Source organism: Flavobacterium stagni (assembly GCF_004122105.1).
In the GTDB taxonomy this organism is placed as follows: Bacteria; Bacteroidota; Bacteroidia; order Flavobacteriales; family Flavobacteriaceae; genus Flavobacterium; species Flavobacterium stagni.
Window position 1 is genome coordinate 390,854 of record NZ_SBKN01000001.1, and the last position, 13,670, is coordinate 404,523.

At 37.2% G+C, this 13,670-nt stretch carries 11 protein-coding genes; 3 read left to right on the forward strand and 8 right to left on the reverse strand.

The window, feature by feature from the left end:
* Positions 1 to 51: 51 nt before the first annotated feature.
* The 5 genes from EQG61_RS01720 to EQG61_RS01740 all read right to left on the reverse strand — a co-directional run bounded on the left by EQG61_RS01720 (position 52) and on the right by EQG61_RS01740 (position 5,104).
* Positions 52 to 357 (reverse strand): hypothetical protein, encoded by a 306-nt coding sequence (locus tag EQG61_RS01720; RefSeq protein WP_129460143.1) that lies wholly within the window; start codon positions 355 to 357, stop codon positions 52 to 54.
* A gap of 243 nt (positions 358 to 600) precedes the next feature.
* Positions 601 to 2,586: an ATP-binding protein gene (locus EQG61_RS01725; protein WP_129460144.1), complete on the reverse strand. Its 1,986-nt coding sequence runs from the start codon at positions 2,584 to 2,586 to the stop codon at positions 601 to 603.
* 267 nt (positions 2,587 to 2,853) lie between these two features.
* Positions 2,854 to 3,147, reverse strand: a complete 294-nt coding sequence (locus tag EQG61_RS01730; protein ID WP_129460146.1) for a hypothetical protein — start codon at positions 3,145 to 3,147, stop codon at positions 2,854 to 2,856.
* Between the two features lie 231 nt (positions 3,148 to 3,378).
* Positions 3,379 to 4,041, reverse strand: coding sequence for a response regulator (locus EQG61_RS01735; RefSeq protein WP_129460148.1), 663 nt, complete (start codon positions 4,039 to 4,041; stop codon positions 3,379 to 3,381).
* A 37-nt stretch (positions 4,042 to 4,078) separates the two neighbouring features.
* Complete coding sequence (locus EQG61_RS01740; RefSeq protein WP_129460149.1) at positions 4,079 to 5,104, reverse strand: LytR/AlgR family response regulator transcription factor; 1,026 nt, start codon at positions 5,102 to 5,104, stop codon at positions 4,079 to 4,081.
* Between the two features lie 464 nt (positions 5,105 to 5,568).
* On the opposite strand from EQG61_RS01740, the gene EQG61_RS01745 reads away from it, so the two are divergent.
* The gene (locus EQG61_RS01745; protein WP_129460150.1) at positions 5,569 to 5,889 is read left to right on the forward strand and encodes an ArsR/SmtB family transcription factor; all 321 of its coding nucleotides are present in this window, start codon (positions 5,569 to 5,571) and stop codon (positions 5,887 to 5,889) included.
* A 50-nt stretch (positions 5,890 to 5,939) separates the two neighbouring features.
* Here the strand turns inward: EQG61_RS01745 and EQG61_RS01750 are convergent, their stop codons facing one another.
* Complete coding sequence (locus tag EQG61_RS01750) at positions 5,940 to 7,484, reverse strand: glycine--tRNA ligase (protein WP_129460152.1); 1,545 nt, start codon at positions 7,482 to 7,484, stop codon at positions 5,940 to 5,942.
* A gap of 84 nt (positions 7,485 to 7,568) precedes the next feature.
* On the opposite strand from EQG61_RS01750, the gene EQG61_RS01755 reads away from it, so the two are divergent.
* Both EQG61_RS01755 and EQG61_RS01760 read left to right on the forward strand, forming a co-directional pair.
* Positions 7,569 to 8,249 (forward strand): ComF family protein, encoded by a 681-nt coding sequence (locus tag EQG61_RS01755; protein ID WP_129460154.1) that lies wholly within the window; start codon positions 7,569 to 7,571, stop codon positions 8,247 to 8,249.
* A 73-nt stretch (positions 8,250 to 8,322) separates the two neighbouring features.
* The gene (locus tag EQG61_RS01760; RefSeq protein WP_129460156.1) at positions 8,323 to 9,924 is read left to right on the forward strand and encodes an Ig-like domain-containing protein; all 1,602 of its coding nucleotides are present in this window, start codon (positions 8,323 to 8,325) and stop codon (positions 9,922 to 9,924) included.
* Here EQG61_RS01760 and EQG61_RS01765 read toward each other — a convergent pair.
* Complete coding sequence (locus EQG61_RS01765; RefSeq protein WP_129460157.1) at positions 9,921 to 10,688, reverse strand: amidohydrolase; 768 nt, start codon at positions 10,686 to 10,688, stop codon at positions 9,921 to 9,923. The two genes, EQG61_RS01760 and EQG61_RS01765, sit on opposite strands and share 4 nt — an antisense overlap.
* Before the next feature lie 2 nt (positions 10,689 to 10,690).
* Positions 10,691 to 13,477 (reverse strand): GH92 family glycosyl hydrolase, encoded by a 2,787-nt coding sequence (locus EQG61_RS01770; RefSeq protein WP_129460159.1) that lies wholly within the window; start codon positions 13,475 to 13,477, stop codon positions 10,691 to 10,693.
* Positions 13,478 to 13,670 lie beyond the last annotated feature (193 nt).

Consider the following 13,670-nt stretch of genomic DNA (forward strand, 5'->3'; position numbering starts at 1 on the left):
AAAAAACCAGCATAAAATGCTGGTTTAGAAATATATTATTTAAATAAGAAATTAACTTCCTGTTCCTACTTCACCACGACCACCAATTGAAAAACTTCCTGTTCCTACTTCACCACGGCCACCAATTGAAAAACTTCCCGTTCCTACTTCACCACGACCGCCAATTGAAAAACTTCCTGTTCCTACTTCACCACGACCGCCAATCGAAAAACTTCCTGTTCCTACTTCACCACGACCGCCAATCGAAAAACTTCCTGTTCCTACTTCACCACGACCTCCAATCTCAGTTGGAGTACTGAAAGATGTTAATACCAACATCATTGTAAATAATGCAGAGATAATTGCTGACTTTTTCATAATTGTATGCTTTACTAGTTTTTGTTAGACTTTTTCACACTGCTTAAAGCCGGTTTCATTTGGGGGCTTTTCACGGTGTAAAACTAGTACAGCTCTTGAGTGCGATTGCAACGATTCTCTCTATATAAAGTGGATGAACGTCATTTGTGAGTGGATGATGCCCAAATTTGGGTGAATGACTATTTTTTATAAAATAGGCTAAAAACGATTCAATTTTTATTTATTTAATTGATTTTCAATTACTTATGAAAATACCGGAGTATTGATTTGAATTTCTGTACCTTGATTCCGCTTACTGGTAATCTTCACTTTTGACTGAATTTGCTCTGCCCGTAGATGTATATTTGCCAAACCAATACCCGATGTTGAGGAAGAAAAGTCCAATCCTTGTCCATTGTCTTTGATGCGTAAGATAATGTTGTTGGATTCATACTGGAGTTGGATAAGTACTTGTGTGGCTTTGGCGTGTTTGACTACATTATGTAAGGCTTCTTGAATAATACGGGTAAATCCCATTTTGATCTCTGCCGACAATTGTTCCCAATCCCAATTGTCTTTTTGCAATTCAATTTGGATATTGTATATCTCTTGGTGGACATGGATCAATTGTTGAATAATTGGGATTAATAATATGCGGTCATTCGAACTTTGGGCATGTAAATCGTGGGTGAGATTGCGCAATTCCACTTCAATATTCTGAATAGAGTTAACGTTTTGAAGGGCTTCTTTAATAGTTTGCGCTTCTTGATTGAGTTCCAATTTAAACAATTTAAACCGGATGCTCGCCAACTGATTTAAGACGCCATCGTGGATTTCCATGGCAATGCGGCGTTGCTCTTTTTGGCGCACCTCAACTTCTAACGCTTGATTTTGCACGATTAACTCGTGAATGCGTTCGTTACTTTTTTGGTGTTTCTGTTGAAATTCCATTTTACTGTTCATTAACCGGTTGCGGTAGATGATAAACAAAAAGGCAGAAACAAATAAGAGAATACCGATAGCCCAAACGACTTGATTGCGTTGGTTTTCGGCCTTTTCTTTGGCTTGGGTAATTTGGTTCGTTTCGAGTTGGATTTTGTAGAATATATTTCTTGATTTGTCTTCAATCTTATCAATCTTGTTTCTTAAGTTTATGTAATTAATTGTATTTGCTTTTGTATTATATTCTAATTGTATTAGTTTTTCCAAAATAAACAACTCACATTTAAGTGCTTTTGCCAATCTACTATACTTTAATGCGTTAACCCCTTTAAAGTCAGAAACCTTCTTGTTTTTTAATTTTTTATACAATTCTGATTGCTGAATTAAAACTAAAGACAATTCTTCATAGTTTTTTAACTTTCTAAACACAGTTTCTGCTATTCTAAAATGTTTAATTGCTTGATTATAATTTTTTAAATTAAGATAACAGTGACCTAAATTGGAAATTAAAATACCATAAAGTTCATAATCTTTCTGAATTATCACACTTTTATTTCGTAAGGCTTTATTAAACAAATCAATTGCTACTTCATATTTAGTTAGATGTTTATATACATTTCCAATATTATTCAGAAATACTTCTCTATGTAAAAAATTAAAATCTAATTTTTCTTTGTTTTTAAGATAATATTCATGAGCTTTTTTATGATAATAAAGGGATAAATAGTAATCTCCCTTACTCATATAGTTATTTCCTAATGCTATACATGAGATATAATAATATTTATAATTATTATTTATTGTTGATAGATTTATTACTCTTTTTAGTTTAATTTCAGAGGTAACATAATTATTAAATTTAGACTCTAATTCGGCCATTCCGTATAATGATGATATAAGAAATTTTATGTTTTTAATATTTTCATTCTTTTTCTTAGCCTCATTATAATAAAAAAACGATGAGTCCAAATTTTCAGTTTTTCTAAAATATAATGCCTTATTAATAAGATAGTTAGCATAAATTTTGTCATATCTATCAACAGAACTTTTATCAATCTTTTTAATTATTTCAAATGAAATATGCTTGTAATCAAATTTGTTTGTCTTAGTTAACAAACTATTTAACAAACTTATTCTTGAACTATCTTGTTTGACTGAGTCAATCTTAATAATTAAACTTTTTATTTGTTTTACATTGTTTATCGATTTTTCATTAGAATTAATGATTCCTAATAGTTCAGAATAACTATCCTTTTCCTCACAAGAAACAAACAATAAAAGCACTAAAAGACTGAGTAAATAACGCATACTACAAATAAAAAAAGCGGATTATTCCGCTCAAGTTAATTAATCCAAATTAGAAATAAAAATTCAAAAATCTCCTGCTCGGAAAGGCGTAGAAAAAACAAAGAATCCGGGCTTATACAACAGAATTAACGAAAGTGACAAATTCCGAGGCAGGAGATATTGAATTTAAGTTCGGCTTATACCTTTTGAAATGTGTGCTTAGAGAACGTAAAGTTACCCGACTAATTTTAACTATTGGTACACAAAAAGTGTACATTTTGTTAAATTTTAAGGAACGTTTCTCGCATAATTAACCCACAACGCATTGATTTCTTGTTCGATACATTCCAAATCACAAAAAACAGTTCCCAAACATTGCTCAACCTCATTCGGCATTGCAGTGTTAGTTCCCAATAAATACAATCCCAATTGTATCTTTGGAATAGGTTCGTTTCGCTTTCGATCATTTTCTAAATAAAAATCGGAATAGTTGAACTCCATTTCACGCAATGCGCTCTCCCAATGGGTTACTGAATCAAAGTAAAAGGAAAGGGTATCCGACTGAAAGACAAGCCTAAACATTATTTTCCCGGATTCGATGTTAGCATTTTCCTGTGCTACAGGTACATTGTAAAAATATAAGGCGCATACTAAAAAAAGAACGTGTAAAGACATGGCATAAATAGGCTTTCGATTTCAACTTCATCATCATCTTCATTCTCGGTTTCCCGAAGTTTGGGGCTTTCAACACTACAAAACTAGAGCAGTCGATTGACATAATTGCTACACAAAAAGTGTATAATTTGTTAAAAATCAAACATATCCCTTTTTCTTGGCCAATTGAATAATGTCTTCATCGTTTCCTTTTTCTATCTCAAAAAACTCACGGATTTGTGCTTTTCGCTTATCAATAGCGCTTTTAGAGAGTTTCAATTCGGTCATGATATTTTTGGTTTTATAGCCTTTTGCCAACAACTTAATCAATTCGCGATTGGTTGCGTCAAAGATTCGGTAATTGTGGAGCAATTCTTCTTTGAGTTTCAATACCGTTTTGGTATAAAATTTACCTCCTCGATATACGTTTTCAAAGGCTTCAAGCATTTCGATGGAAGAAAAATCACTTTTAATCATGATGGCTTCGGCACGGGATTCCATAATCACTTTATACAAGATTAAGGCTTCGGAATGCGATGTCAAAATCATGATTTTTGCCTGAGTTTGCTTCGCGCGAATAAAGGGCAACAAGTCAAAACCATTCTGAATTTGAAGCTCTTCAAACGCAGGAATTGTATAATCTACAATAATGACATCAAATTTGTTGGCGTTGTCTGAATCGGTTAGAATGTGGTATGCATTTTCGGCACTCAAGGCTTCAGAAACCACTAAATTGGCCTCGAGACGGTTGTTGGAAAGAATGGTTTTGTACCCTTCAATAATGGGCATGTGGTCGTCAATAATCAAAACGTGTATATCCATGGCGTGTAAATTTTAAACGAATTTAAAAGAAAAAAAATTAAATTTCCAAATAATTGCCAGAAGCTATACTGTTGATTATCTGATCTATATTCTCTTTATAGGATTTAGAGAACGGTAATTTCACGGTTGAATTTTTCAAATGACAAACAGAATTACCCGTGTGAATGCGACCGATATAGTCGATATTTACGATATAACTGTTATGAATTCGCACAAATGGATGCGTCAATACACCTTCAAAATGTTTTAAAGTTTTAAAAGCCGTTATCATTTCACCAGTATTTAAGTGAATGTCGGTTGAATTGTTATCGGCTTGCAAATAACAAATTTCTGCGGCATCGATATACCGGTAATCCCCATAGGATTTCACACAAATCACTAGCGGTTTAGTTGCATTACCTGCTTGAACTATAACGGAATCGGACGATTCTTTGGGTACATCTTGAGCTGCTTTAACCGCTATCGCCTCTTGATCTTCAACTTCGACTTCTACAGCAGTTGCATTTTCCTCATTTTCAGTGGTAGAATCAACTATATCTTGTTCTTCTACAATGTCATTCTCTTCCTCATTCTCTTCATCTAATAGATGATCAACTGGATTATTTTCGACAGCAATGGACTGCTTTTCTACTAAAACTGGTGGCGTTACCACGGCAGAAGCAACCGGTTTTGATAATACAATCCCATTTTCTTTTTCAAATCGCATAAATGTTTTACGCAATTCTTTGACTTCAATAGGGTGAATTAAATAATCGAAAACACCGTATTTAAAGGCTTGTAAACACAAAGTGTCGTTTTTGGTGGTGACAATTATTTTGGGTAATTGGGTTAAATACCGATGCAATTCACTGATGAAATGCAAGGATAACCCTGAAGTTGCATCTTCGGGGTCAATTTCTAATAAAAGGAGCTGGGGTTGTTGTTCTAATACCAAATCAATTCCGTCATCAAACGTTCCAGCACTCCCCAAATACGTTAAAAAAGGGAATGTCTCGGCGGTTGCCAAGGTTTTTTGGGCACGATGGGTATCATCGTCGATAATGACGTACGTAAACGTTCTCAATTGCCTTACTTTTTGGGTAAAGCATTAGTACATTTTAACTTAAAATACGGTTAAGTCATTGATAGTTAAGGATTAAAAATCCTAGCGTTTGCGGGGGCTCGCGGTGTCTAAATTAGATGGAATTTTACGTGTTCCCAATTTCTTCAATTCTAAAATCGAGCAACGACAAGCTTTTCTGACCAAATGAGAAAATTCTCGACTATCTACCAACCTGTGTTAGTATTTATCTTACAAAATGGCTGAAAAGGCTGTACTTTCGGTATTGTAATTCTATCTAATTTTACATATATGAATATAGTACGAATTCAAAATAAGGCTTAGACCTTGTCATTACTATTTTTGAACAACTTTATAAACAAAAAATGTAATTGTTTTTTTCCTAAATTTGCGCAAAAACATTGATCAATGAGTCACAAAGAATGCACTTATTGACAGAATGAAAAACGATATTTATACTTGGCAATATGGGAATTACAAAAACTCAAGGTTTCTCTTTTAAAATCAATGATTTAGCCGATATTTTAAAGGCCATGGGGAATCCTGCCCGTTTGAAAATATTACAATATTTAATGACGACACCCGCTTCTTCCTGTGGAGAAATACTTGAAGTACTGCCTTTAGCGCAATCTACCGTGTCCAAACATTTGTCCGAATTAAAACGGGTACGATTAATCAAAGGAAAATCAAAAGGGAACAATATCTATTATTCGCTTAACCCAAAAACGTGGGACAAGGTCAAGGAGTTTTTACTTTCAGAAATAAACGCACCTCGCGAAGAGGAATAAAAAAAGCGACTTTTTTATAAGTCGCTTTTTTTATTGATATTTGATTACAATTATTTTGTTCGTAATAACCAATTGCGCATCGAAACTTCAGCGTTTATAATTCCACGTAAATCCGCAATTTTAACGCGATCTTGAACCATAGTGTCGCGATGACGAAGTGTTACGGTTTGATCCTCTAAGGTTTGATGATCCACGGTAATACAAAATGGTGTACCTAACGCATCTTGACGTCGGTATCTTCGACCTACTGCGTCTTTTTCATCATAAGACACATTGAAATCCCATTTTAATTCCTCCACGATTTCTCGCGCTAATTCCGGCAAACCGTCTTTTTTCACTAAAGGTAAAACCGCTGCTTTGGTTGGCGCAAGAACACTAGGTAAACGCAATACGGTGCGCGTACTTCCGTCTTCTAATGTTTCTTCTTGTAATGATTTAGAGAAAACAGCTAAGAACATACGGTCTAATCCTACCGATGTTTCTACCACATACGGCACATAGTTTTTATTTTCTTCGGTATCGAAATACTGTAATTTTTTACCCGAATATTGTTCGTGAGCTTTTAAGTCGAAATCAGTACGGGAGTGAATTCCTTCCAATTCTTTGAAACCAAAAGGGAAATTGAATTCGATATCGGCTGCCGCATTGGCATAGTGCGCTAATTTCTCATGGTCATGGAAACGGTAATTTTCAGCGCCTAATCCAAGTGATTGGTGCCATTTTAAACGCGTTTCTTTCCAGTATTCATACCATTTCATCTCTTCACCTGGCTTCACAAAGAATTGCATTTCCATTTGCTCAAATTCTCGCATACGGAAAATAAACTGACGCGCTACAATCTCGTTACGAAACGCTTTTCCGGTTTGTGCAATTCCGAATGGGATTTTCATACGACCCGTTTTTTGTACATTCAAGAAATTGACAAAAATTCCTTGTGCTGTTTCAGGGCGTAAATACAAATCCATGGCGTTTTCAGCTGCCGCTCCTAATTTGGTACCAAACATCAAATTAAATTGGCGCACTTCCGTCCAATTTTTTGAACCGGTATCAGGATCCGCAATTTCTAACTCTTCAATTAAGGCTTTTACATCTTCTAAATCACCACTGTCTAGCGATTTAGCCATGCGCTCAAGAATTGTTTTCTTTTTAGATAAATAGTCCACAACGCGTCCATTTGTCGCCACAAATTGGGCTTCATCAAACGCATCTCCGAATCGTTCGCGGGCTTTTTCAATCTCTTTTTGTGCTTTTTGCTGCAATTTTTCGCAGTAATCTTCGATCAGCACGTCAGCACGGAAACGCTTTTTCGAATCTTTATTATCAATTAACGGATCATTGAAAGCATCTACGTGACCTGAAGCTTTCCATGTGGTGGGATGCATCAAAATCGCAGCATCAATTCCCACAATGTTTTCGTGCATTTGCACCATTGCTTTCCACCAATATTCACGAATATTCTTCTTTAATTCGGCTCCATTTTGAGCATAATCGTAAACGGCACTTAATCCGTCATAGATTTCGCTAGAAGGGAAAATAAACCCGTACTCTTTTGCGTGCGAAATCACATTTTTGAAAATATCTTCTTGTTTTGCCATAGTGGTGCAAAAATATAAAAAGTGGTTTTGAAAATGCAGGATTTACAAGGTTTTTTCTATCTTTAAACTTTAATTTATACGCCTATGTTATCGAATCTTATCCGCCTGTTCTATCCTGAGAGCTGTGCCGCCTGTCATGGTTTTTTATTGCAAGACGAATTTGTGCTATGTACCCAGTGCCGTCATCAATTGCCTACAACCTTACACCATAGCGAACCCGCACATGAAATTCATCAAAAGTTTTATGGTCGGATTCCCCTTGTTTTTGCAGCCGCCTTGCTGTATTTTCACAAAGAAAGTTTGGTGCAAGAACTCATTCATCAATTAAAATACAAAGGCAATGAGTCCGTTGGAACCGCCCTAGGAATGTGGCACGGAGCTATTCTCAAAGATTGCTCTATATCGCCATATCCAGATTTTATTATCCCCGTTCCTTTGCATCCTAAAAAATTTCGGGAACGTGGCTACAATCAAGTTACCACTTATGCCCAAGCTATCGCTGAGAGTTTGGAGATTCCATTTTGTGATGATTTGCTAGTGCGAAATTTGTATTCCAAAACACAAACCAAAAAGTCTATTTTGGGTCGAACTGAAATTGTGCAGTCTATTTTTGGTGTCACATTCACTGAAGAACACTACGACAAACATTTTATTCTTGTCGATGATGTAATTACAACCGGTTCAACACTTGAAGCGTGCGCGCGGGAACTCTTAAAGATTCCTGGCGCAAAAATCAGTATAGTTTGCATGGCCATGAGTCAATAATTCGTTAAATCCGTTGAAAAAGATTTTATGCTAAACAATTATAATTGTTACTTTGCGGAGTAAATCAAAAAACATGCTTAAAAAGGCTTTATTTCTGATACCCCTTGTCATTGTGCTTCTTTGCCTGCCTTCTTGTGCGCGAAGAGGAACGATTTCAGGCGGCCCCAAAGACACGATTGCTCCGCAGTTACTTTTTAGCTATCCCAAAAATTTAAGCACGAATTTTACCGGAAGTGAAATCAAACTTCAATTTAACGAATATATTAAATTGAAAGATTTACAAAAACAATTGGTGGTGTCCCCTCCCATGAATAGCGCGCCTGAAATATTTCCACAAACGGCAAGTAAAACCCTTACGATTCGAATAAAAGACACCTTAAAGCCGAATACGACGTACAGTTTTAACTTTGGGCAAAGTATTCAAGACAACAATGAAGGTAATCCGTTTTCGCAGTTCAAATATGTAATGTCTACGGGGCCTACGATTGATTCGTTGAAATTGGGAGTGAAAATCAAAGATGCTTTGGAACGGAAAACGGACAACTTTGTGTCAGTAATGTTGTATGAAGTCAATGCGACTTACAATGATTCGATTGTTTACAAAAAACAACCCCAATATGTAATCAATACTCTGGACAGTTTAAAAGCGGTGGTGTTGGAAAATTTAAAACCAGGAAAATACCGTTTGATTGCCATTAAAGACGTCAATAAAAACAACAAATACGATCCTAAATCAGAAAAAATCGCTTTTCAAAAAGATTATATCACTTTACCGAACGACACCCTTTACGAATTGGAACTTTTTAATGAGAAAAAATCATTTAAAGCAGTTACCACATCGCACATCAAATCCAGTCGTGTTCTTGTTGGTTATCAAGGATCTGTTGAAAAAGCAGAACTGCAACTCACTAAAAACAATGAGAAAATTCCGTTTCAATTAACGCGAGTCGTAGGAAAAGACTCGGCCGAAGTTTGGTTTAAAGCAACCAAAGGGGATTCGTTAACCTTGGAAATGAAAGCGAATAAATACGCTAAAACCTTTGGCTTTAAGGTAAGGGATTTCAAAAAAGATAGTCTATCCTTAAGCCTAGAACCTAAAGGAACATTGAATTTTAGGGATACACTTCGAATTGTATCATCTATTCCATTGACGGCATGGGATTCGAATAAAATACAACTCCGAAAAAGAGATTCATCAGCTGTTCCGTACAAGACCAATTATGATTCATTCAAAAAAGAGCTTCATTTGTTTTTTGAAAAAGAACCCAACCAAAAATACCAACTCCAAATGTTGCCCGGAGCATTAACTGACTTTTTGGGCAATAAAAATGACACCCTAAAATACACCACAAACACGCTTGATGTGAGCGAATATGGGAACTTAAAAATTAACATGGAGCGTATTAAGCGATTTCCTGTAATCGTACAATTGACGGACGCTCAGGGCAAAGTTAAAGCATCGGCATATAGCGATAATTCAAAAACTGTTTCTTTTGATTTGATTCAACCTAGCAAATTTTTCATTCGTGTCATTTATGATGATGACAAAGACGGTTTATGGACGCCTGGTAACTTTTTAGAACACCGACAAAGTGAGGAAGTCAAATACCACCCCGTAGAAATCGATGTGCGTTCCAACTGGGACGTGGAGCAAACCATTGACGTTGGTGATTAATCAATAATCGTAAATGTATCTTGATCCGAAAGGAAGGCAAATCGCTTTCGATTTTCTTCTAAAAGGGTTTTGTCTAATTCTACATAAAAAATAGCTTCTGCGGTTTGGGGCGCTAACAAATAGTTCCCAAAACAATCAATTGCTTGTGAATGGCCAACGTACGGATGATTATTTCCATCTGTTCCTACTCGGTTGACACCAATAGTGTAACACATATTTTCAACCGCTCTAGCGCGTAATAAAACATCCCAAGCCTGAATTCGCGGCGCGGGCCAATTAGCCACATATAGCGATATGTCATAATTTTCAGTGTTGCGAGAGAACACTGGGAATCGAAGATCATAACAAATCAGAGGACAAATTTTCCAACCCCTATAATCAACAATTAATCGCTTTTTACCTGCAGTATATACTTGATCTTCTCCTGCCAATGTAAACCGGTGTCTTTTGTCGTAAACTTCTATTTTACCCTCAGGATGCACAAATAGCAAACGATTGTAATAGTTGCCGTTTTCTTTAATCACGACACTTCCTACTACTGCTGCTTCGCACTTTTGTGCCCAACGTTGCATCCATTCTACTGTTGAACCTTCCATGGTTTCGGCACAATGTTGGGGTTGCATGGTAAAGCCTGTAGTAAACATTTCGGGCAATACAATTAAATCGGTATTTGGCGAAATAGCACTTAGTTTTTCTTCCAACAATGTCCGATTATCACTAGGATTTTCCCAAACCAAGGACGTTTGAACTATTGCAATTTTCATGACTATTTAATTTCGATTTCGTCAATAAAAATAAACGCATCACCGCCCGCACCGATATGCCAATCGGGAAGTTTGCCAAAATTATAGGCTTTCACTTTAAGGTATCGGGCTGGCACTCCTTCAGTAAGTTTCAAAGCAAAATCTTGAATTGTATTTTCATCTTTTTTGGGATCAATCGTATTGGTCACTGTTCCAATTAAAGTAAAATTGACTCCATCATTCGAACTGTAATATTCCACTTTCGTTGGCATGACAATCCAGGAGCGGGTATCTTGTAAACAAAAGGCTTTAAACCTTGAAACATTTTTTACCGATTGTAAATCTACGGTAGCCTCAAAATCTTGTGCTTGATATCCTTGCCAATCACCTTTACGCCAATTGGTCGTTCCGTGGATACCATCCAACAAACCGTCAGGACCACCAGCATGGTATTGCGGATTGTATTTCGAGGCAATAGAAATCGTATAATCGTTGGGTTTTTTATAAAAGGTTGCGGTTACTTCTCCACTTTTATACCCCATTTTATTGGTACGAGCCACAATCGTTGTGGTAGCATCCAAAGTAAGGGGCGCACGGTATTCTTTCCAAACCGGTTGTGTATCGTCTTCGTTGAAATAATATTCTAATTTGTCCTGAGAATTGGAACGAATGGCAACTGAAACATACTCCTTAAACGCTTTTCCAGGCGCATCAATGACTGGCACAGGAATAATCATTTCCGTTGATAACGGATTCATTGTGGGTTCTTTAGCCAATTCTTTGGTATAACCCACCAACCCTTTGGGAGTAATCACCAAATCTTCTCCATTTTCAAACTTCATTTTTACATCGTTGAAATAGGGCGTTACACGGGACCAAGTGCCGCTTCCTGGAGTTACATTATAAAATCCAATCGCACTTAACACATACCAAGCGCTCATTTGGCCGCAATCTTCATTACCAATCAAACCGTCGGGCGAATTTTTGTAAAAATTATTGAGTATAAAATGTACTTTTTCTCTCGTTTTTTCTGGTTTCCCAACATAACTGTACAAATAGGTCATGTGATGACTGGGTTCGTTTCCGTGCGCATATTGGCCAATTAATCCCGTCACATCAGCTTGTTCCCGACCCGTAGTTTTGCTTTCGCTGTTGAACATTTCGTCCAACTTGGCTTCAAATTGAGCCGCGCCACCATAGGCTTCAATCATGCCGGGTATATCTTGTGGTACAAAGAACGAATATTGCCAACTGTTGCCTTCTGTAAAATTATTATTGATTTCGCGCGCATCAAAAGGTTTGTCCCAGCCGCCATTTTTCTTGGGTCGCATAAATTTCACATTCCAATCAAACACATTTTTCCACGATTGGGAACGTTGCATGAAATACTTATAATCGTCTGTTTTACCGAGGATTTTGGCCATTTGCGCAATACACCAATCGTCGTAAGCATATTCCAGTGTTTTGGAAACACTCTCATGCTCGTCATCCATCGAAATAAATCCTTGTCGTTTATAGGCTTCTAACCCGAGATGATCCAACATCGCCGAATGTTTTGAGGCTTCAAAAGCTTTTTCGTAGTCAAATCCTTTGATTCCTTTCACCATGGCATCTGCAATTACCGAAACCGAATGGTAGCCAATCATGCAATCGGTTTCATTGGAAGCCAATTCCCATACAGGCAGACGACCGCCTTGCTCGTATTGTTTCAAAAAGGTATTGATGTAATCCGCGGTGCGTTTTTTATCGATCAACGTATACAGCGGATGCGCCGCACGAAACGTATCCCATAAAGAAAAAACCGAGTAATAGGTAAACCCTTCTGCTTTGTGAATTTGGTTATCCCGACCGCGGTAATTGCCATTGCGATCTTGGGCGACATTCGGCTGCATCATGGTGTGGTATAATGCTGTATAAAAGATGGCTTTTTTGTCGTTATCTGGAACGGAAATTTGAATTTTGGACAATTCTACATTCCAAGCACTTTCGGCTTGTCGTACAGCTTTATCAAAATCCCAATCGGTTATTTCACTACTGTTTAAAAAAGCGCCTTCATACGAAGTGGGAGACAGCGTCACTTTGACTTTGATTTTATCCCCCGCGTTTACTTTTTTACTCATTGCAATTTTGACTTCGGTTCCAGAATAAAAACCATTTTTGTTGTCTTTGTTTCCTATGGCTTTTGAAACGGTCATGGGCGCATCAAATTCAATTCTTGCATAGACATACTGATCTTTGGCCCAAGCTTCACTGCGGCGTAAAATTTCGATGGTTCTTGTATCAATCACTCGAATATCACCATATAGTAATTTGTCTCTATGATTCAAATCGATGATAAGGCTTGCCATTCCTGACTTTGAGAATGTATATTCATGGAATCCAACACGCGTAGAAGCTGTTAAGCGAACGTCAATTTGGTGTTTTTCTAAACGCACTTGATAGAAGCCGGCTTTGGCTTTTTCGGTGGAATGATTAAAAGTGGAACAGTAATTTTTTGGGTCAAATGAAACCTCACCCATCACAGGCATTACCATGATGTCTCCGTAATCAGTGCAACCGGTTCCGTTTAAGTGAGTATGTGAAAATCCGTATATCGTATTATCGGAATAATGGTATCCCGAACAACCGTCCCAACTCCCGTCAATACGGGTGTCCGGCGAAAGTTGGACCATCCCATAAGGCAAGGTTGCCCCCGGAAAAGTATGCCCATGACCATCGGTTCCAATCATAGGATTGACATATTGTGATAAATTTTGAGCGGGAAGGGTTAGCGCCCAACCGAAAAGTAAGAGTGTACTAAGGGATTTCATTCGTGTCGTTGGTTTGTTGTTTTCAAATATACGTTTTTTTGTGCAGGGATTGCGAGAGGGACCTACCTATCGGCAGGCAAGTAGCAACCAAGTGCCGTGCACGGCGGATAGCCCGGCCCCGAATTCTAAAAATTCCAATTTTTTAGCCAAAAACGTGACGGGGCTCGCTCTAATAAAAAAAGCACCTCCGAAG

What these genes read in the sequence shown, in the direction of transcription:
- EQG61_RS01745 (WP_129460150.1), top strand. Translation starts at nt 5,569, where the DNA reads ATGGGAATTACAAAAACTCAAGGTTTCTCTTTTAAAATCAATGATTTA.
- EQG61_RS01720 (WP_129460143.1), bottom strand. Translation starts at nt 357, where the DNA reads ATGAAAAAGTCAGCAATTATCTCTGCATTATTTACAATGATGTTGGTA.
- EQG61_RS01735 (WP_129460148.1), bottom strand. Translation starts at nt 4,041, where the DNA reads ATGGATATACACGTTTTGATTATTGACGACCACATGCCCATTATTGAA.
- EQG61_RS01770 (WP_129460159.1), bottom strand. Translation starts at nt 13,477, where the DNA reads ATGAAATCCCTTAGTACACTCTTACTTTTCGGTTGGGCGCTAACCCTT.
- EQG61_RS01760 (WP_129460156.1), top strand. Translation starts at nt 8,323, where the DNA reads ATGCTTAAAAAGGCTTTATTTCTGATACCCCTTGTCATTGTGCTTCTT.
- EQG61_RS01765 (WP_129460157.1), bottom strand. Translation starts at nt 10,688, where the DNA reads ATGAAAATTGCAATAGTTCAAACGTCCTTGGTTTGGGAAAATCCTAGT.
- EQG61_RS01730 (WP_129460146.1), bottom strand. Translation starts at nt 3,147, where the DNA reads ATGTTTAGGCTTGTCTTTCAGTCGGATACCCTTTCCTTTTACTTTGAT.
- EQG61_RS01755 (WP_129460154.1), top strand. Translation starts at nt 7,569, where the DNA reads ATGTTATCGAATCTTATCCGCCTGTTCTATCCTGAGAGCTGTGCCGCC.
- EQG61_RS01750 (WP_129460152.1), bottom strand. Translation starts at nt 7,484, where the DNA reads ATGGCAAAACAAGAAGATATTTTCAAAAATGTGATTTCGCACGCAAAA.
- EQG61_RS01725 (WP_129460144.1), bottom strand. Translation starts at nt 2,586, where the DNA reads ATGCGTTATTTACTCAGTCTTTTAGTGCTTTTATTGTTTGTTTCTTGT.